Origin of the sequence: Streptomyces sp. Y1 (assembly GCF_041053115.1) — a bacterium.
Taxonomy (GTDB): Bacteria; Actinomycetota; Actinomycetes; order Streptomycetales; family Streptomycetaceae; genus Kitasatospora; species Kitasatospora rubellomurina.
In genome coordinates this window covers 5,748,309-5,766,721 of the sequence record NZ_CP163445.1, presented here as the reverse complement: position 1 = coordinate 5,766,721, position 18,413 = coordinate 5,748,309, and the positions used below count along the sequence as shown (strand labels likewise).

Sequence of the window (18,413 nt, the reverse complement as noted above, 5' to 3'; positions counted from 1 at the left end):
GTCGCGCAGCCCCCCGGCCGTCGGCGGCAGTCTGCCACCTGGCACCGACGAACAACAGCCCTTCCCGCCCGGTTGTCCTGACCACGCCGGGAAAGCGTCCAGGGTAGACCCAACTCCTGAGATTTCCCTGTGAGTTGGCCCGGCCGAAACTGGCCGGAAACGCGACGGCGCCCGCCCTCCAACTGGTCGGGGAAGAGGGCAGGCGCCAGGAGACCGCGTTGGCCCGGCGACGCTGACGGGGGCAGCGGGTTGAGCTCCCGGCGATGCGGCGCCGGGGGTTCGGGGGTGCGGCCGGTCGTCTCGTCCGGTCCGGTCAGACCACCAGGGGTCGGTCGGTGGGGCGGATCGGGGCGGGAAGCGGGGTCTTGCCACCGAGGTACCTGTCCACCGCAGCGGCGGCCGAGCGGCCTTCCGCGATGGCCCAGACGATCAGCGACTGGCCGCGGCCGGCGTCTCCGCAGACGTACACGCCATCGACATTGGTGGCGAACCGGCCGTCGCGGCCAATGTTACCGCGCGCGTCGAGGTCCACTCCCAGCTGCTCGACGAGGCCGTTCTTCACGTCCGTCCCGGTGAAGCCCATGGCCAGGGTGACCAGCTGGGCGGGGATGGCCCGTTCGGTGCCGGGCACGGCCTCGAACCGGCCGTCCTTGAACTCGACCTCGACGAGGTGCAGTTCCTGGACGTTGCCGTCCTCGTCGCCCACGAACCGGGTGGTGTTGACGGAGTAGACCCGCTCGCCGCCCTCCTCGTGCGCGGAGGTGACCTTGTAGGTCATCGGCATGGTGGGCCAGGGCTGGTGCCCGGGGCGGTCCTCGCCGGGCCGCGGCATGATCTCCAGCTGGGTGACGGAGGCCGCCCCCTGCCGGTGGGCGGTGCCGACGCAGTCGGCGCCGGTGTCCCCGCCGCCGATCACGACCACGTGCTTGCCCTTGGCGCTGATCGGGGACTCGACGAAGTCGCCCTCCTGCACCTTGTTGGCCAGCGGCAGGTACTCCATGGCCTGGTGGACGCCCTTGAGCTCGCGGCCGGGCACCGGCAGGTCGCGGGCGGTGGTGGCGCCGGCGGCGACGACGACGGCGTCGAAGCGCTCGCGCAGCTGCTGCCCGGTGATGTCCTCGCCGACGTGGACGCCGGTGCGGAAGCGGGTGCCCTCGGCGCGCATCTGCTCGATGCGGCGGTTGATGTGCCGCTTCTCCATCTTGAACTCGGGGATGCCGTAGCGCAGCAGCCCGCCGACCCGGTCGGCGCGCTCGTAGACGACGACGGTGTGCCCGGCCCGGGTGAGCTGCTGGGCGGCGGCCAGGCCGGCGGGGCCGGAGCCGACCACCGCGACGGTCTTGCCGGACAGCCGCTCCGGGACCTGCGGGGTGACCCCGCCGCGGTCCCAGGCCTTGTCGATGATGGTGACCTCGACGTTCTTGATGGTCACCGCGTCCTGGTTGATGCCGAGGACGCACGCGGACTCGCACGGGGCCGGGCACAGCCGGCCGGTGAACTCCGGGAAGTTGTTGGTGGCGTGCAGGCGCTCGATGGCGCCGGCGAAGTCGTCCCGGTAGGCGAGGTCGTTCCACTCGGGGATGAGGTTCCCGAGGGGGCAGCCGTTGTGGCAGAACGGGATGCCGCAGTCCATGCAGCGGCCGGCCTGCTTGGTGATGATCGGCAGGAGGCTGCGCTCGACGTAGACCTCGTTCCAGTCCTTGATCCGGACGTCGACGGGGCGGCGCTCCGCCAGCTGCTTGGGCGTGGTCAGGAAGCCCTTGGGGTCAGCCATTAGCCGCCTCCATCATCTTGCGGGTGGTCTCGGCCTCGGAGAGGCCGTCACGCTCGGCGGCGTCCTTGGCGGCGAGCACGGCCTTGTAGTCGGTCGGCATGATCTTGGAGAAGCGGGAGACGCCGCTGCCCCAGTCGGCGAGGAGTTCGGCGGCCACGCTGGAGCCGGTCTCCTCGTAGTGCTGCTGGACGGTCTCGCGCAGCCATTCGCGGTCGTCGGCGGTGGGGGCCTCGATGCCCACCATGCCGTCGTTGACGTTGGCGGGGCGCAGGTCCAGGACGTACGCGATGCCGCCGGACATGCCGGCCGCGAGGTTGCGCCCGGTCTCGCCGAGGACGACGACCCGGCCGCCGGTCATGTACTCCAGGCCGTGGTCGCCCACGCCTTCGACGACCAGGGTCGCGCCGGAGTTGCGGACGGCGAAGCGCTCGCCGGCCTTGCCGCGCAGGTGGATCCGGCCGCCGGTGGCGCCGTAGCCGATGGTGTTGCCCGCGATGACGTGGTTCTGCGCGTCGTTGCCGATGGCGGCGGCCTCGCGGGCCGGGCGCACGATCACGACGCCGCCGGAGAGGCCCTTGCCGACGTAGTCGTTGGCGTCGCCCTCCAGCCGCAGGGTGATGCCGCGGGGCAGGAACGCGCCGAAGGACTGCCCGGCGGAGCCGGTGAAGGTGACGTCGATGGTCCCCTCCGGCAGGCCCTCGCCGCGGTACCGCTTGGTCACCTCGTGGCCGAGCATGGTGCCGACCGTGCGGTTGACGTTGCGGATCGGCAGCTGCACCCGCACCGACTCGCCGCGCTCCAGCGCGTCCTCGGCCAGTTCGATCAGCTGGTTGTCCAGGGCCTTGTCGAGCGCGTGGTCCTGGGCCGTGGTGCGGTGCCGGGCGGCGCCCTCGGGCAGCTCCGGCACGTGGAAGAGCGGGGCCAGGTCGAGCCCGGCGGCCTTCCAGTGGTCGATCGCGGCCCGGGCGTCGATGTGCTCGGCGTGGCCGACCGCTTCCTCGATCGAGCGGAAGCCCAGCGAGGCCAGGATCTCGCGGACCTCCTCGGCGATGAACTCGAAGAAGTTGACGACGAATTCGGGCTTGCCGGTGAAGCGCTCGCGCAGCACCGGGTTCTGGGTGGCGACGCCGACCGGGCAGGTGTCCAGGTGGCAGACGCGCATCATGATGCAGCCGGAGACGACCAGCGGCGCGGTCGCGAAGCCGAACTCCTCGGCGCCGAGCAGCGCGGCGATCACCACGTCCCGCCCGGTCTTCAGCTGCCCGTCGGTCTGGACGACGATGCGGTCGCGCAGCCCGTTGAGCAGCAGCGTCTGCTGGGTCTCGGCGAGCCCCAGCTCCCACGGCCCGCCGGCGTGCTTCAGCGAGGTGAGCGGCGAGGCGCCGGTGCCGCCGTCGTGGCCCGACACGAGGACCACGTCCGCGTGCGCCTTCGAGACGCCCGCGGCGACCGTGCCCACGCCGACCTCGGACACCAGCTTCACGTGGATGCGGGCGGCCGGGTTGGCGTTCTTGAGGTCGTGGATCAGCTGCGCCAGGTCCTCGATCGAGTAGATGTCGTGGTGCGGCGGCGGGGAGATCAGGCCGACGCCCGGGGTGGAGTGCCGGGTCCGGGCGACCCACGGGTAGACCTTGTGGCCGGGCAGCTGGCCGCCCTCGCCGGGCTTGGCGCCCTGGGCCATCTTGATCTGGATGTCGTCGGCGTTGACCAGGTACTCGGAGGTGACGCCGAAGCGGCCGGAGGCGACCTGCTTGATCGCCGAGCGGCGCGCCGGGTCGTACAGGCGCTCCGGGTCCTCGCCGCCCTCACCGGTGTTGGACTTGCCGCCGAGGCGGTTCATCGCTATGGCGAGGGTCTCGTGCGCCTCCATGGAGATGGAGCCGTACGACATGGCGCCGGTCGAGAAGCGCTTGACGATCTCGGAGACCGGCTCGACCTCCTCGACGGGGATCGGCTCGCGGCCGAGCGCGTCGAGCTGGAACAGGCCGCGCAGCGTCATCAGCCGCTGGGACTGCTCGTTCACCCGGTCCGTGTACTGCTTGAAGATGTCGTACCGGCGGTTGCGGGTGGAGTGCTGCAGCCGGAAGACGGTGTCCGGGTCGAACAGGTGCGGCTCGCCCTCGCGGCGCCACTGGTACTCGCCGCCGATCTCCAGCGCGCGGTGCGCGGCGGGGATCCCGGAGGCCGGGTACGCCTTGGCGTGCCGGGCGGCGGTCTCGCGGGCGATCTCGTCCAGCCCGATGCCGCCGAGCTTGGTGGTGGTCCCGGCGAAGTAGCCGTCGACCAGCTCCTGCGCGAGGCCGATCGCCTCGAAGACCTGGGCGCCGCGGTAGGAGGCGACGGTCGAGATGCCCATCTTGGACATGACCTTGAGCACGCCCTTGCCGAGCGCCTTGATCAGGTTCTTGATGGCCTTCTCGGGCTCCACGCCCTGGATGAAGACGCCCTGGGCGACCAGGTCCTCGACGGTCTCCATCGCCAGGTACGGGTTGACCGCGCCGGCGCCGTAGCCGATCAGCAGCGCGACGTGGTGCACCTCGCGGACGTCGCCGGCCTCGACCAGCAGCGACACCTGGGTGCGCTGCTTGGTGCGGATCAGGTGGTGGTGGACGGCGGAGGTGAGCAGCAGGGAGGGGATCGGGGCGTGCTCGGCGTCGGAGTGCCGGTCGGAGAGCACGATGATCCGCGCGCCGTCCGCGATGGCGGCGTCCGCCTCGGCGGCGATCTGCGCGAGCCGCGAGGCCAGGCCCTCGCCACCGCTGGCGACCTTGTACAGGCCGGAGAGGGTGACGGCCTTGAGGCCGGGCTGGTCGCCGTCCGCGTTGATGTGGACGAGCTTGGCCAGCTCGTCGTTGTCGATCACCGGGAAGGTGATGCCGACCGAGCGGCAGGCGGCGGCCTCGGCGGCGAGCAGGTTGCCCTCGGGGCCGAGGTTGGACAGCAGCGAGGTGACGAGCTCCTCGCGGATGGCGTCCAGCGGCGGGTTGGTGACCTGCGCGAAGAGCTGCACGAAGTAGTCGAACAGCAGGCGGGGCTTCTCGCTGAGCGCGGCGATCGGCGAGTCGGTGCCCATCGAGCCCAGGGCCTCGGCGCCGGTGCGGGCCATCGGCGCGAGGATGACGCGCAGTTCCTCCTCGGTGTAGCCGAAGGTCTGCTGGCGGCGGGTGACGGAGGCGTGGGTGTGGGCGATGTGCTCGCGCTCGGGGAGCTTGGCGAGCTGGATCTGCCCGGCGGCGACCCACTCCTCGTAGGGGTGCTCGGCGGCGAGGGCGGACTTGATCTCCTCGTCCTCGACGATGCGGCCCTGGGCGGTGTCGACGAGGAACATCCGGCCGGGCTGCAGCCGGCCCTTCTTGGCGACCTTCTCCTGGTCGATGTCGAGCACGCCGACCTCGGAGGACAGGACGACGAGGCCGTCCTCGGTGATCCAGTAGCGGGCCGGGCGCAGGCCGTTGCGGTCGAGCACGGCGCCGATCTGGGTGCCGTCGGTGAAGGTGACGCAGGCCGGGCCGTCCCAGGGCTCCATCAGGTTGGAGTGGTAGCGGTAGAAGGCGCGGCGGGCCGGGTCCATGGTGGCGTGGTTCTCCCACGCCTCCGGGATCATCATCAGCACCGAGTGCGGCAGCGAGCGGCCGCCGAGGTGGAGCAGCTCCAGGACCTCGTCGAAGGAGGCGGAGTCCGAGTGGTCCGGCGTACAGATCGGGAAGATCCGGCTCAGGTCGCCGGGGATCAGGTCGGTGGCGAGCTGCGACTCCCGGGCGCGCATCCAGTTCCGGTTGCCCTTGACCGTGTTGATCTCGCCGTTGTGCGCGACGAAGCGGTACGGGTGGGCGAGCGGCCAGCTCGGGAAGGTGTTGGTGGAGAACCGCGAGTGCACCAGGCCGATGGCGGACGCGTAGCGGCGGTCCGACAGGTCGGGGAAGAAGGGCTCCAGCTGGCCGGTGGTGAGCATGCCCTTGTAGACGAGGGTCCGCGCGGACAGCGAGGGGAAGTACACGCCGGCCTCGCGCTCGGCGCGCTTGCGGACCACGAAGGAGACACGGTCCAGCGCGATGCCCGCCAGTCCCTCCTTGCTCAGGAAGAGCTGCCGGAAGCGCGGCATCACGCTGCGCGCGGTGGCACCGAGCAGGTCGGGGGCGACCGGCACGTCGCGCCAGCCCAGGACCGTCAGCCCCTCCTCCGCCGCGATGGCCTCGATCCGCGCCACGGCGGCCGCGTCGGCCGCGTCCTCGTCCGGCAGGAAGGCGATGCCCACCGCGTACGAGCCCGCCGCCGGGAGGTCGAAGCCGGCCTCGCCGCGCAGGAAGGCGTCGGGGATCTGGGTGAGGATGCCGGCGCCGTCGCCGGAGTCCGGCTCGGCGCCGGTGGCGCCGCGGTGCTCCAGGTTGCGCAGCACGGTCAGCGCCTGATCGACGACGGTGTGGTCGGCGGTGCCGGTCAGCGTGGCGACGAAGCCGACGCCACAGGCGTCGTGCTCGTTTCGCGGGTCGTACAGGCCCTGAGCAGCAGGTCGCGCATCCGGCACGAGCGCGTACGGCTGGCGCGCGGCGCCGGCCTGGGGCTCGTTGGCGGAGTGCATGGATGCAGACAGCATCGGCTCTCCCGTCGTCGTCTTTCGGCAAGTTGGTGCAAGGAGGGACGACGTTGGCCCTGATGCGGTGAAGCGTGCGGTGCAAGTTACATGATGCCCAGGATCCCGAGAAGCGGAATATCCCGTCCACATGGCGGACGGACGCGCAGGTCAGGGGGCTGGGAAGAAAGGGCGCGCCACAGTGCGCGTCCCGACGATTGTGCCCAACGCTCCACGGCCTGAAACAGGGGCGAAACCGGATCGCCACACATGCCGATCATGGACGCCTGCGAATCCATCCCGACACCCCCTCCCCCGGATGCGAATCCGCGGCTCCGGAGCCCGGATGATGAGACGAAGCCGGGCAGCACGCGACGTCCGTGTGTGAAACGTCACGCACTGCCCGGCATAGTCATGCAGTGATCCGGGTCATTCCGCGGTCACCCCACGTGCCCGCCGATCAGCCACCCCAGCAGGTACGTCACCCCGGCCGCGGCCCCGCCGAGCACCAGCTGCCGGGTCCCGCTGAACCACCAGCTGCGCGCCGTCACCCGGGCCACCACCGCACCGCAGCCGAACAGGCCGAGCGCGGCCAGCGCCAGGGCCGGCAGCAGCGAGCTCGCACCGAGCAGGTACGGCAGCAGCGGCAGCAGCGCGCCGAGCGCGAAGCACAGGAACGAGGAGCCGGCGGCGACCAGCGGCGAGGGCAGGTCGTGCGGGTCGATGCCCAGTTCCTCGCGGGCGTGCACCTCCAGCGCCAGCTCCGGGTCGCGGGACAGCTGCCGCGCCACCTCGTGCGCCAGGTCCGGGTCGACGCCCCGCTCGACGTACACCTGCGCCAGCTCGGCCAGCTCGCCCTGCGGGTTGCGGCGCAGCTCCAGCCGCTCGGCCTCGATCTCGGCCTGCACCAGCTCCCGCTGCGAGGCCACCGAGGTGTACTCCCCCGCCGCCATCGAGCAGGCGCCGGCGGCCAGCCCGGCCAGGCCGGTGAGGATCACGGTGCCGTTCGAGGCCGCCCCGCCGACCACGCCGGTCATCAGCGCGAAGTTGGACACCAGCCCGTCCACGGCGCCGAACACGGCCGGCCGCAGCCAGCCGCCGTTCACGTCCCGGTGGTGGTCGGCGGCGGGTATCCGGGGGTGCTGCCCGGCCTCGGGTTCCAGGGTGGTCGCGCTCACGGTCGTTCCCCTCCGTCTTTCGTTCGTCCGCCTCGAACGTAGCCGTCTGACCTGGGCATTTCCAGCAAAGTAAGGCTGTCCGAACAGCGGTGAGGCCACCCTTCGCCGTGCTTGCGGAGGGTGGCCTCAGTACGCGGGGAAACCCCAGGTCAGATCGGGTCCTTGACGTCCTTGCCGGTCTTCGCTTCGACGGCCGTGGCGGCCTTCGCGTCCACCGGTCGAGACGAATTCTTTTCGGCGGCCTTCTTCTCCGCCTTCTCCTCGCCCGGCTTCTCGGCCTTCTTCTCGGCCTTGCCCTCGGCCTCGCCCTTCCCGCCGGCCTCGGCCTCGGCCTCCTCGTGCGCCGCCGGGTCGATGCTCGCCGGGTCCTCCCGACCGGGCCGCGTCCTGCCGACGATCACGAAGTACGCGACCGCGCCCAGGAACACCGCGATCGAGGTCCAGTCGTTCAGCCGCAGGCCGAAGTAGACGTGCGCCTCGTCGATCCGCAGCCACTCCGTCCAGAACCGGCCGACCGTGTACGCGGCCACGTACAGCGCGAACGCCCGGCCGTGGCCCAGCTTCCAGCGCCGGTCCGCCCAGATCACCAGCAGCGCCACGCCGACGCACCAGATCGACTCGTACAGGAAGGTCGGGTGGTACACGCCCTTGACGACCTCGCCGTTCGGCAGCGTCTTGTCGATCTCCAGGCCCCACGGCAGGGTGGTCGGCCGCCCGTACAGCTCCTGGTTGAAGTAGTTGCCCCAGCGGCCGAGCGCCTGCGCGAGCGCGATGCCCGGCGCGATGGCGTCGGCGTAGGCGGGCAGCGGGACGCCCCGGCGGCGGGCGCCGATCCAGGCGCCGACCGCGCCGAGCGCGATCGCGCCCCAGATGCCGAGGCCGCCCTCCCAGATCTTGAGGGCGTCCCAGGGGTTCTTCCCCTCGGCGAAGTACAGCCGGCCGCCGTCGGTGATCACGTGGTAGAGCCGGCCGCCGACGAGGCCGAACGGCACGGCCCAGACGGCGATGTCCCCGACGGTGTGCTTGGCACCGCCCCGGGCGACCCAGCGCTTGCTGCCGAGCCAGACGGCGACGACGACACCGAGGATGATGCAGAAGGCGTAGGCGCGCAGCGGGATCGGTCCGAGGTAGAGGACGCCCCGCGACGGGCTGGGAATGTAGGCGATATCCATGGCGGTTCCGACGCTACAGGGTTCCGTGGCCCCGCCGGGTACCCCCCGGGTCACAGAAATCGAACAAGACTGTCCGGAACGCGCCGCCGCCCCCTCCGGACGGGGAGGGGGCGGCGGTGGGCCGGGTTGCTCAGCCGGCGCTCGGCGACGGGTTGTTGGCCTCCGAAGCGGTGCTGGTCGGCGCCGGGCTCTGCCCGTGCGAGCCCGCCGTCCCCAGCTGCTTGCCCTGGTTCGCGGCGTCCACCCACTTCACCAGGTTCGCCGGGGAGATCTCGTCGTTGCCGTTCTTGGGGTAGATCGGCTGCCCGTTGAGCAGCACGGTCGGGGTGGACTTGTAGCTGGACTTGTCGAAGTCCTGCTGCACCGCGGACACCCACCCGCCGAACTTGTTGTCGTTGACGCACGCCTGGAACTCCGGCGTGTCCAGCCCGTTGACCTGCTTGGCCAGGTTCAGCAGCACCGCCTTGTCGCCGAAGGCGTCGCTGGTCTCGTCCGGCTGGTTGCGGTACAGCACGTCGTGGAAGTCGCGGAAGTGCCCGGCGTCCTGCGCGCAGGCCAGCGCGTTGGCGCCGTTCTTCGAGCCCTTCCCCGGCACGGCCCGGTCGATGAACGAGACGATGTGCGCGTTGGTGTAGATCTTCCCGGCGTCCTCCAGCTGGTCGATCGTCGCCGCGAACTCGCGCTCGAAGATGCCGCAGGCCGGGCAGCGCGGGTCCTCGTACACGGTGAGGACCGACGGTGCGTTGGCGGCGCCGACCGGGATGACGAGGTTCTTGTCGCCGATCGTCCCGGCCGGGGCCGCGGTCGGGGTCTCCGGCTTGGAGCGCTGGTTCTGCACCACGACGCCGGTGACGACGGCGGCGGCGATCACGGCGAGCACGGCGCCGCCGACGATCAGCTTCTTCCTGCGCTTGGACGCGGCCTCGTCGGCCGCCCGCTGCTCCAGCATCCGCTCACGGGCGGTGCGCTTGCCATCTCGGTTCTTGTCGCTCATTGCCTTGACATCCACGGTCGGGGAGGGCCTTCGTCGGGAGGGGCGGGTGGGACGGACGGGGGACGGGACCGGTCAGCTCGCCAGCCATCCGTCCGCCGAGAACTTCGTGCGGGGCCGCCACAGCAGCCAGCCCGCCAGCAGCAGGAAGCCGGTGTCGCGCAGGATCTCCTGCAGGTACTTGGTCTGCGACTCGTCGACGTGCCCGCCGCCGCCGAAGCAGCCGCAGTCGATCGAGATGCCGCGCGCCCAGGCGGAGGCGATCCCCGCGATGAAGGTGAGCAGCAGCAGCGCCGAGACCCCGGCGACCAGGCGGACGCCGAGCCCGGTCACCAGCAGCAGGGCGAGCGCCAGCTCCAGGAACGGCAGGCCGTAGCCGACCGGCTTGACCAGGCTCTCGGGCAGGATCTCGAACGCCCGGACGGCCTGGGCCGCCTCCGCCGGGTCGGCGATCTTCGCCAGCCCGGCCCACCCCCACACCACCGCGAGGCCGAGCCGTACGGCGAGGCCGAGCCACTCGGTCCGGACCGGGGCGGACCGCCGGGCCGCCGGCCCTGGCGCGGAGTCACCGGGCTGCGTGGGATCGCCGGGCTTCGCTGCCGGGCCGGCCATCAGGGAACCCCCCTTGGGAAACTCGTTCACTCCTTGCTGAACCGTAAGGGATGAAGGGCGGTTCCTCCGTTTTCCGGAATTAAGCCGGACGAGTGACGTTACATGACGATCCGTCCGAATCCTCCGAACGCCCGTACGCTACCGGCAGCCCGGTACCCGCCCCGGATCCGCCACCTCCGGCCGCCCCTCGCGCCCGGGGTGCGCGGCCCGCTCCGCCGCGTCCCAGCGCGCCGCGTGCGCACACGCGACGGCATCCCGCTCGGCCCGTTCCGCCCCCCGCCTGGCCAACGCGTGCCCGACCTCGGTGTGCGCCCCGACCGCGGCGCCGAGCGCCAGCGCGGCAGCGGCCGCCCGCAGCAGTACACCCCGATGGAGACCAGGCACCGGCTCACCCCTTCGCTCGCTCGGCCGACCCGTGCACGTCGTTCGTGCACTCGTCCCTCCACTCAACGCCGGTCAACCCCAGCTGATGCGTGTCGCCACCCCTCTTCACCCGTTCGGGGCCCGCTCCCGCCTTGACGACCGCCCCCGGAAAAGGTGACGGCCCGCCGCTCCCGAGGAGCGGCGGGCCGTCAGGCGGAACGTCTCAGCCCCGGCGAACCCCCGCGGCGAGGTCACCGGCGAGCTCGCGGACCGCGGCCAGCGCCGCCTCCTCGTCCGAGCCCGCCTCCAGGATCCGCTTCACGAACGCGGAGCCGACGATCACCCCGTCCGCGAACCGCGCGACCTCCGCGGCCTGCTCGGCGTTGGAGACCCCGAGCCCGACGCAGACCGGCAGGTCGGTCGTGGCCCGGGTGCGGGCGACCAGGTCCTCGGCCAGCGAGCCGACCGCCGAGCGCGTACCGGTCACCCCCATCACCGCGGCCGCGTACACGAAGCCGCTGCCGGCCGCGGTGACCTCGGCCAGCCGCGCGTCCTTGCTGCTGGGGGCGACCACGAACACGGTGTCCAGCCCGTGCTCGCCCGCCGCCTTGCGCCACTCGCCGGACTCCTCGACCGGCAGGTCCGGCAGGATGCAGCCGGCGCCGCCGGCCGCGGCCAGGTCCGCGGCGAAGCGCGCCACGCCGTAGCGCTCGACCGGGTTCCAGTACGTCATCACCAGCACCGCCGCCGAGGGGTGCGCCGCGGCGACCTCCTGGACGGTGCGCAGCACGTCCTTGATCCGCACGCCGCCGCGCAGCGCGATGTCGTCGGCGGTCTGGATGACGGCGCCGTCGAGGACCGGGTCGGAGTGCGGCAGGCCGACCTCGACGACGTCGCAGCCGCCGTCGAGCAGCGCGTTGATCGCCCGGATGCCGCCGTCGACGGTCGGGAAGCCGGCCGGCAGGTAGCCGATGAGCGCGGCGCGGTCCTCGGCCTTGGCGGCCGCCAAGGCCTCGGTGAGCTTCGAAGCCATGGTCACTTACCCCCCTCGGCCGCGTCGCCGGCCGGCTCGTCGTACAGGCCGAAGTACTCGGCCGCGGTGTGCATGTCCTTGTCGCCGCGCCCGGACAGCGACACCAGGATGGTGGCCTCCGGCCCGAGCTCGCGGCCCAGCTCCAGGGCCCCGGCGAGCGCGTGGGCGCTCTCGATGGCCGGGATGATGCCCTCGGTGCGGGACAGCAGCCGCAGCGCCTGCATCGCGGCGTCGTCCGTCACCGGCCGGTACTCGGCCCGCCCGGTGTCCTTCAGCCAGGCGTGCTCCGGCCCGACGCCCGGGTAGTCCAGGCCGGCCGAGATGGAGTGCGACTCGATGGTCTGCCCGTCCTCGTCCTGCAGGACGTACGTCCGGGAGCCGTGCAGCACGCCCGGGTCGCCCTTGGTGAGGGTGGCGGCGTGCTTGGGGGTGTCGGCGCCCTCGCCGGCGGCCTCGCAGCCGATCAGCCGCACGCCGGCGTCCGGGATGAACTCGTGGAAGATGCCCATCGCGTTCGACCCGCCGCCGACGCACGCGACCACCGCGTCGGGCAGCCGGCCGGTGCGGTCGAGGACCTGCTGGCGGGCCTCGACGCCGATGACCCGGTGGAAGTCGCGGACCATCATCGGGAAGGGGTGCGGCCCGGCGACCGTCCCGAACAGGTAGTGGGTGGAGTCGACGTTGGCGACCCAGTCCCGGAACGCCTCGTTGATGGCGTCCTTCAGGGTCCGGCTGCCGGACTTGACGGCCACCACCTCGGCGCCGAGCATCCGCATCCGGGCGACGTTGAGCGCCTGGCGCTGGGTGTCGACCTCGCCCATGTAGATGGTGCAGTCGAAGCCGAACAGGGCGCAGGCGGTGGCGGTGGCCACGCCGTGCTGGCCGGCGCCGGTCTCGGCGATGATCCGGGTCTTGCCCATCCGCTTGGTGAGCAGCGCCTGGCCCAGCACATTGTTGATCTTGTGCGAGCCGGTGTGGTTGAGGTCCTCGCGCTTGAGCAGGATGCGCGCGCCGCCCGCCTCGGCGGAGAAGCGGTGGACGTCGGTCAGCGGGCTCGGGCGGCCGGTGTAGTCCTTGAGCAGCCCGTCGAGCTCGGCGAGGAAGGCCGGGTCGGTCTTGGCCTTCTCGTACTCCTCGGCGACCTGTTCCACGGCGGCGACCAGCGCCTCCGGGATGAAGCGGCCGCCGTACGCGCCGAAGTAGCCGCGGGCGTCCGGCACCTGGGCGCCGGGCAGGTAGTCCTTCTCGGACATGGTGGTTCCCCTTGGTGGGAGATGGACGACGGTGACGTCTGATCGGCCGATCCGGTGGATCAGCCGTGCGTCCCGCGCCATCGCCGCCCCGGCACCTGCCCGGGCTCGCAGCCGATGACGTACCGCACCCGACGCCCCAGCACCCGGCGTGCGGGCGCGCGGCAGCCGCGCGGGCGGCAGCCGGGGGCGAGTCGGGTGGCGATCTTCATCGGTGCGCGTCAGTCCTTGTGCCGGACGGCCGGGTGGGCGCCGGCCGCGACCAGGTCGGCGACCGCGGCGCGCGGGTCCTTGCCGGTCACCAGGGTCTCGCCGACCAGGACGGCGTCGGCGCCCAGGTTGGCGTAGTTGATCACGTCGAGCGGGCCGCGCACGCCGGACTCGGCGACCTTGACGATGCCGGCCGGGATGGCGTCGACGACGTTGCCGAAGGTGTTGCGGTCCACTTCGAGGGTCTTGAGGTTGCGGGCGTTGACGCCGATGATCCTCGCGCCGGCGTCCACCGCGCGCTTGATCTCCTCCTCGTCGTGCACCTCCACCAGCGGGGTGAGGCCGATCGACTCGGCGCGCTCGATCAGCGACACCAGGGCCGGCTGGTCGAGGCCCGCGACGATCAGCAGCGCGAGGTCGGCGCCGTGCGCGCGGGCCTCCCACAGCTGGTAGGCGGTGACGATGAAGTCCTTGCGCAGCACCGGGGTGTCGACCGCGGCGCGCACCGCGTCCAGGTCGGCGAGCGAACCGCCGAAGCGGCGCTGCTCGGTCAGCACGCTGATCGCGGCGGCGCCGCCGGCCGCGTAGTCACGGGCCAGGGAGGCCGGGTCGGCGATCGCGGCGAGCGCGCCCTTGGAGGGGCTGGACCGCTTCACCTCGCAGATCACCCGGACACCGTCGCCCTTGAGCGCGGCGACGCCGTCCTTGGCGTCCGGGGCCTTGGCGGCCAGCTCCTTGAGCTGGTCCAGGGAGACCCGGGACTGCCGCTCGGCGAGGTCCTCCCGGACCCCTTCGATGATCGAGTCGAGCACACTCACTCGGGAGCCCCCATATTCTGCACAGTTCGCGAGCGGGAGCCGACGCGGGCATGGGCCCGCCGGCTCTTCGATGGTATCGGCACCGGGGGGCGCGAGGGGCATCCACCCGGCGCGCGTCTCGCTGGACGGACGCCGGTCCGGACCGCCCCCAGCTGCGGCTTCACCGAATTTCCACCGGAATCGGGGCGTGCTGGCAACAAGTGGACTCGCAGCAAGCGGACGAGGCGACCGGGCCGAACGGGGGCCGGATCGGGTGCGATCAGGGCGGGGATCGGGGCTGGGATCGCGGGTGGGATCAGGGGGTGATCAGACCAGCGGCGGGGCCAGCCCGGCGCCCACCGGCAGGTTCCGCACCACCGCGAACACCAGCACCAGCAGCCCGATCAGCGCCCACCGCCGCGCCCCCACCGAAACCCCCGGCGGAGCGCCGCCGGTCAGCGCCGCCCAGGCCCAGCGCAGCCAGAGCACCGCCAGCACGCCGAGCAGCAGGACGGCCACGGCGTTGTCGTGCAGGGCGGAGGTGAGGTCCCCGTGGGCCAGCGCGTGCACGCAGCGCAGGCCGCCGCAGCCGGGGCACCACCAGCCGGTCGCGGCCAGGAAGGGGCAGTCCGGATAGTGCCCGGGGGCGTTCGGGTCCACCGCCGCGACGTACGCGGCGGGACCGGCCACCGCCGCCAGCGCGGCCAGCGGCGGGCCCAGCCGGCGCAGCACGCGCGGCGGGACGGAGGCGGTGGGGGCGGCGTTCACGCCCCGATTGTGCCCGCGCCGGGTCCGGACGGAACGAAACGGCGGGCGCGGCGCGCCCGCCGTTCAGCAGTGCGAAAGTGCGGCGGTACGAGGTCGTACCGGCCGGGCCGTCAGGCAGCGGCGATGGCCGCCTCGCGGGCCTTGGTCTGCTCCTCGACCGACTTGTACACGTGGGGGCTGGGCTGCTTGCCCATGCCGGCCATCGCCATGGCCTTGCCCACGATGCCGCCGACCAGGACGACCGCCATGCCGGCCCAGACCAGCAGCGGCGACGGGAGGATCATCGCGACGCCCGCGACGCCGAAGCCGATGAAGGCGATGACGACGCCGGTCCAGGCGGCAGGGGTGTGGCCGTGTGCTGCTGCTGACATCGGTGGTGCTCCTTGGCTCTCGGGGCCCGGCCGGGCCTGCGGGGCCGCCGGCGGGTTGACGGGATCCATTGTGCCGGGCCACACACCGGCGGCCCAAAGCGGGTGGCGGGTCTATCGCGTCACACGGCGGTGGCTCAGCCCGCGGTCGGGTCCTCGCCCCGGTCGAGGGCCTTCCACAGGTCAGCGGGCGTGTCGGCCTTCGCCGGGCCCTTGCGGGTGGGCGCGTCGTAGCGGGTGCCCATGGCCGGCCAGCCGCGGCCGTAGCGCAGCGTGAACAGCCCGGCGAGGGCGAGCAGCAGCCCGCCGGCCAGCGCGACCCACGGCCAGGCGCTGTGCGAGACCTCGGAGGCGGCGGAGCCGGCCAGGGCCAGCTTGCGGCCGGCCTCGGTGTCCAGGGCGGCGGTGTCGCCGGCGCCGGCGGCCGAGGCGGCGGCCGCGCCGAGGCCGGCCAGCAGGGTGAGCGCGCCGACCGCGAGCCGTCCGGCGCCGCGCACCGCGAACACGGCGACGGCCGCGGCCAGGCCCACCAGGGCCAGCCCGCCGGGCAGTTCGGAGATGGTGCTGCCGGTGACGGACACTTCGAGGTTCCCGGCCCGGCCCTCGGCCCAGACCCGGCCGACCGCGGTCAGCACCAGGACGGCGCTCAGCACGGTCAGCAGCAGCATCACGCCGAGCGTGCGGCGGTCGGGGGCGGCGGGGGCGGGGCTCTGGTCGGTCACCCGTCCACTATCCCCCGGCCCACGCGTCAGCCCGAACCCGGGGTGGGCGACGCGACCGGGAAGTCGTCGCTGCGCAGCACCAGCGTCCGCTCGCCGAGCGGCAGGAACAGGTCGTTGCCGTACGGCACCCGCTCGGCCTCCCGGTACACCCCGGTCGGGGCCGGCGCGGTGTGGACGGTGCAGGCGGCGGCCGCCGGGTCGACCACCACGTACAGCGGCACGCCGGCGCGCGCGTACGCCCGTCCGGCCTCGGCCAGGCCCGGGCGGGCCAGCTCCAGCGCCGCCTCGACGTCGCCGGCCCGGTAGCGGCCCCGGTCGTCGCGGACGGCGGCCGGGGCGAGCACCGCCAGGTCGGGGGCGAGCGGGCCGGGCTCGGCCGGGAAGTCGATCAGCACCCTGGACAGCACCAGGCCGTGGCCCGCCAGTTCGTCCCTGATCTGGACGGCCGCGCCGAGCACGAACGCCCAGCGCAGCTCGTCGTGCGGCACCTGCGACATCCCGGCCGCCTCCTCCGACTGCTCCGACTGCTTCGACTGCTCCGGCTGCTCCGGCTAGGACAGTTCCGGCGTCCGCAGCGTATTGGCGGTGGCGACGGCGCGCAGCACGGCGGCCGCCTTGTTGCGGCACTCGGTGTCCTCGCCATGCGGGTCGGAGTCGGCGACGACGCCCGCGCCGGCCTGCACGTACGCGGTGCCGTCGCGCAGCACGGCGGTGCGGATCGCGATCGCGGTGTCCGAGTCCCCGGCGAAGTCCAGGTAGCCGACGCAGCCGCCGTACAGGCCGCGGCGGGTGGGCTCCAGCTCCTCGATGATCCGCATCGCCCGGGGCTTGGGCGCGCCGGAGAGGGTGCCGGCCGGGAAGCAGGCGGTGAGCACGTCGAAGGCCGTCCGCCCGGGGGCGACCTTGCCGGTCACCGTCGAGACGATGTGCATCACGTGGCTGTAGCGCTCGATCTGCATGAAGTCGACCACCTCGACGCTGCCCGGCTCGCAGACCCGGCCCAGGTCGTTGCGGCCGAGGTCGACCAGCATCAGGTGCTCGGCGCGCTCCTTGGGGTCGGCGAGCAGCTCGGCGGCCAGCGCCGCGTCCTCGTGCGGGGTGGCGCCGCGGTGCCGGGTGCCGGCGATCGGGTGCACCATCGCCTCGCCGTCGGTGACCTTGACCAGCGCCTCCGGGCTGGAGCCGACCACGTCGAAGCCGCCCTCGGCGCCGCCGTCCGGGCCGGGGAAGCGGAACAGGTACATGTACGGGCTGGGGTTGGTGGTGCGCAGCACCCGGTAGACGTCCAGCGCGGAGGCCGGGCAGGGCGCCTCGAAGCGCTGCGAGGGGACGACCTGGAAGGCCTCGCCGGCCCGGATCCGCTCCTTGATCTCCTCGACGGCGGCGCGGTACGGCTCGCCGCCGAACGGCGAGCGCACCTCGCCGGGGCCGACCGGGGTGAAGGTGGCCAGGCCCGGGTCGACCGGCTTGAAGAGGTCGGCCTCCATGGCGTCCAGGCGGGCGACGGCGTCGGCGTGCGCCTCCTCGATGCCGGTCGCCAGGTCGTTGTGGTTGACGGCGTTGGCGATCAGCAGGACGGTGCCGTCCGCGTGGTCCAGGACGGCCAGGTCGGTGGCGAGGAGCATGGTCAGCTCGGGCAGCCGCAGGTCGTCCGGGTTGAGGTCGGGCAGCTTCTCCAGGCGGCGGACGACGTCGTAGCCGAGGTAGCCGACCAGGCCGCCGGTGAGCGGGGGCAGGCCGTCGTCGACCTGGCGCGGGGTGTGCAGGGCGTCCAGGGCGGCGCGCAGCACCTCCAGCGGGTCGCCCTCGGTGGGGATGCCGACCGGCGGGGCGCCGAGCCAGCGGGCACCGCCGTCCGGGTCGACGGTGAGCGTCGCGGCGCTGCGGACGCCGACGAAGGAGTAGCGGGACCAGCTGCGGCCCTGCTCGGCGGACTCCAGCAGGAAGGTGCCGGGCCGCTCGGCGGCCAGGCTGCGGTAGAGGCCGATCGGGGTGAGGCCGTCCGCGAGGAGCCTGCGGGTGACCGGGATGACCCGGGTGTCGACGGCGAGCTTGCGGAAGGCTTCGAGATCCATGCTGGGCGGCACCTTCTGGAGTTCTGTGAGTCGGGCTGTTGACTGTTGGCTGTCAGGAAAGCGGAAGCACGTCGGCGTCGAAGCAGGTGCGGTCGCCGGTGTGGCAGGCCGCGCCGGTCTGGTCGACCTTCACCAGCAGGGTGTCGCCGTCGCAGTCCAGCGCCACCGACTTGACGGCCTGGGCGTGGCCGGAGGTGTCGCCCTTCACCCAGTACTCGCGGCGGCTGCGGCTCCAGTAGGTGCAGCGGCCGGTGGTGAGGGTGCGGTGCAGGGCCTCGTCGTCCATCCAGCCGAGCATCAGCACCTCGCCGGTGTCGAACTGCTGGGCGATGGCGGGGAGCAGGCCGTCCTCGGTGCGCTTGAGGCGGGCGGCGATCTCGGGGTCCAGGGCGGTGCTGCCGGGGACGGCTGGTGTGGTGCTCATGACGCCATTGTGTCAGCCCGGTCCCGGCCGTCGTCGGGGCGTCCGGGGAGCGGCCGCGGTGGGGCGATTTCCGTCAACCGCCTGCCGGGCGGGGCCCGGTTGGGCC

16 protein-coding genes are annotated in these 18,413 nt (G+C 72.9%); all 16 read right to left on the bottom strand.

What is annotated here, in order from left to right; translation table 11 throughout:
• Positions 1–313: 313 nt before the first annotated feature.
• The 16 genes from AB2U05_RS25070 to hisI all read right to left on the bottom strand — a co-directional run bounded on the left by AB2U05_RS25070 (position 314) and on the right by hisI (position 18,307).
• Positions 314–1,774 (bottom strand): glutamate synthase subunit beta, encoded by a 1,461-nt coding sequence (locus AB2U05_RS25070; RefSeq protein WP_045702074.1) that lies wholly within the window; start codon positions 1,772–1,774, stop codon positions 314–316.
• The gene (gene gltB, locus AB2U05_RS25065; protein ID WP_369185992.1) at positions 1,767–6,353 is read right to left on the bottom strand and encodes a glutamate synthase large subunit; all 4,587 of its coding nucleotides are present in this window, start codon (positions 6,351–6,353) and stop codon (positions 1,767–1,769) included. Before gltB ends, AB2U05_RS25070 begins: the two co-directional genes overlap by 8 nt.
• A gap of 431 nt (positions 6,354–6,784) precedes the next feature.
• A complete protein-coding gene (locus tag AB2U05_RS25060; RefSeq protein WP_045702102.1) occupies positions 6,785–7,507 on the bottom strand; it encodes a VIT1/CCC1 transporter family protein in 723 nt (240 codons plus the stop codon).
• A gap of 164 nt (positions 7,508–7,671) precedes the next feature.
• Entirely contained in the window at positions 7,672–8,694 is a 1,023-nt protein-coding gene (gene lgt / locus AB2U05_RS25055) for a prolipoprotein diacylglyceryl transferase (RefSeq protein ID WP_369184307.1), read from the bottom strand.
• Between the two features lie 130 nt (positions 8,695–8,824).
• The gene (locus AB2U05_RS25050) at positions 8,825–9,688 is read right to left on the bottom strand and encodes a thioredoxin domain-containing protein (protein WP_045702068.1); all 864 of its coding nucleotides are present in this window, start codon (positions 9,686–9,688) and stop codon (positions 8,825–8,827) included.
• Between the two features lie 72 nt (positions 9,689–9,760).
• Positions 9,761–10,297, bottom strand: a complete 537-nt coding sequence (locus AB2U05_RS25045; protein WP_045702065.1) for a MauE/DoxX family redox-associated membrane protein — start codon at positions 10,295–10,297, stop codon at positions 9,761–9,763.
• Positions 10,298–10,883: 586 nt separating this feature from the next.
• A complete protein-coding gene (gene trpA / locus AB2U05_RS25040) occupies positions 10,884–11,693 on the bottom strand; it encodes a tryptophan synthase subunit alpha (protein ID WP_369184306.1) in 810 nt (269 codons plus the stop codon).
• Positions 11,694–11,695: 2 nt separating this feature from the next.
• The gene (gene trpB, locus AB2U05_RS25035; RefSeq protein ID WP_045702059.1) at positions 11,696–12,946 is read right to left on the bottom strand and encodes a tryptophan synthase subunit beta; all 1,251 of its coding nucleotides are present in this window, start codon (positions 12,944–12,946) and stop codon (positions 11,696–11,698) included.
• A gap of 59 nt (positions 12,947–13,005) precedes the next feature.
• Complete coding sequence (gene trpM, locus AB2U05_RS25030; protein ID WP_167352964.1) at positions 13,006–13,155, bottom strand: tryptophan biosynthesis modulator TrpM; 150 nt, start codon at positions 13,153–13,155, stop codon at positions 13,006–13,008.
• A 9-nt stretch (positions 13,156–13,164) separates the two neighbouring features.
• Entirely contained in the window at positions 13,165–13,971 is an 807-nt protein-coding gene (gene trpC / locus AB2U05_RS25025) for an indole-3-glycerol phosphate synthase TrpC (protein WP_045702057.1), read from the bottom strand.
• Positions 13,972–14,277: 306 nt separating this feature from the next.
• Positions 14,278–14,718: a DUF2752 domain-containing protein gene (locus tag AB2U05_RS25020; protein ID WP_045702055.1), complete on the bottom strand. Its 441-nt coding sequence runs from the start codon at positions 14,716–14,718 to the stop codon at positions 14,278–14,280.
• Between the two features lie 110 nt (positions 14,719–14,828).
• Positions 14,829–15,089: an HGxxPAAW family protein gene (locus AB2U05_RS25015; protein WP_045702053.1), complete on the bottom strand. Its 261-nt coding sequence runs from the start codon at positions 15,087–15,089 to the stop codon at positions 14,829–14,831.
• A 134-nt stretch (positions 15,090–15,223) separates the two neighbouring features.
• The gene (locus AB2U05_RS25010; protein ID WP_045710019.1) at positions 15,224–15,808 is read right to left on the bottom strand and encodes a TIGR02234 family membrane protein; all 585 of its coding nucleotides are present in this window, start codon (positions 15,806–15,808) and stop codon (positions 15,224–15,226) included.
• Between the two features lie 26 nt (positions 15,809–15,834).
• Entirely contained in the window at positions 15,835–16,305 is a 471-nt protein-coding gene (locus tag AB2U05_RS25005; RefSeq protein WP_052707633.1) for a Uma2 family endonuclease, read from the bottom strand.
• 54 nt (positions 16,306–16,359) lie between these two features.
• Positions 16,360–17,883: an anthranilate synthase component I gene (locus AB2U05_RS25000; protein ID WP_045702048.1), complete on the bottom strand. Its 1,524-nt coding sequence runs from the start codon at positions 17,881–17,883 to the stop codon at positions 16,360–16,362.
• Positions 17,884–17,935: 52 nt separating this feature from the next.
• The gene (hisI, locus tag AB2U05_RS24995) at positions 17,936–18,307 is read right to left on the bottom strand and encodes a phosphoribosyl-AMP cyclohydrolase (protein ID WP_369184305.1); all 372 of its coding nucleotides are present in this window, start codon (positions 18,305–18,307) and stop codon (positions 17,936–17,938) included.
• Positions 18,308–18,413 lie beyond the last annotated feature (106 nt).

What these genes read in the sequence shown, in the direction of transcription:
- trpM (WP_167352964.1), bottom strand. Translation starts at nt 13,155, where the DNA reads ATGAAGATCGCCACCCGACTCGCCCCCGGCTGCCGCCCGCGCGGCTGC.
- gltB (WP_369185992.1), bottom strand. Translation starts at nt 6,353, where the DNA reads ATGCACTCCGCCAACGAGCCCCAGGCCGGCGCCGCGCGCCAGCCGTAC.
- AB2U05_RS25005 (WP_052707633.1), bottom strand. Translation starts at nt 16,305, where the DNA reads ATGTCGCAGGTGCCGCACGACGAGCTGCGCTGGGCGTTCGTGCTCGGC.
- AB2U05_RS25070 (WP_045702074.1), bottom strand. Translation starts at nt 1,774, where the DNA reads ATGGCTGACCCCAAGGGCTTCCTGACCACGCCCAAGCAGCTGGCGGAG.
- hisI (WP_369184305.1), bottom strand. Translation starts at nt 18,307, where the DNA reads ATGAGCACCACACCAGCCGTCCCCGGCAGCACCGCCCTGGACCCCGAG.
- lgt (WP_369184307.1), bottom strand. Translation starts at nt 8,694, where the DNA reads ATGGATATCGCCTACATTCCCAGCCCGTCGCGGGGCGTCCTCTACCTC.
- AB2U05_RS25015 (WP_045702053.1), bottom strand. Translation starts at nt 15,089, where the DNA reads ATGTCAGCAGCAGCACACGGCCACACCCCTGCCGCCTGGACCGGCGTC.
- AB2U05_RS25045 (WP_045702065.1), bottom strand. Translation starts at nt 10,297, where the DNA reads ATGGCCGGCCCGGCAGCGAAGCCCGGCGATCCCACGCAGCCCGGTGAC.
- AB2U05_RS25050 (WP_045702068.1), bottom strand. Translation starts at nt 9,688, where the DNA reads ATGAGCGACAAGAACCGAGATGGCAAGCGCACCGCCCGTGAGCGGATG.
- trpB (WP_045702059.1), bottom strand. Translation starts at nt 12,946, where the DNA reads ATGTCCGAGAAGGACTACCTGCCCGGCGCCCAGGTGCCGGACGCCCGC.
- AB2U05_RS25000 (WP_045702048.1), bottom strand. Translation starts at nt 17,883, where the DNA reads ATGGATCTCGAAGCCTTCCGCAAGCTCGCCGTCGACACCCGGGTCATC.
- trpA (WP_369184306.1), bottom strand. Translation starts at nt 11,693, where the DNA reads ATGGCTTCGAAGCTCACCGAGGCCTTGGCGGCCGCCAAGGCCGAGGAC.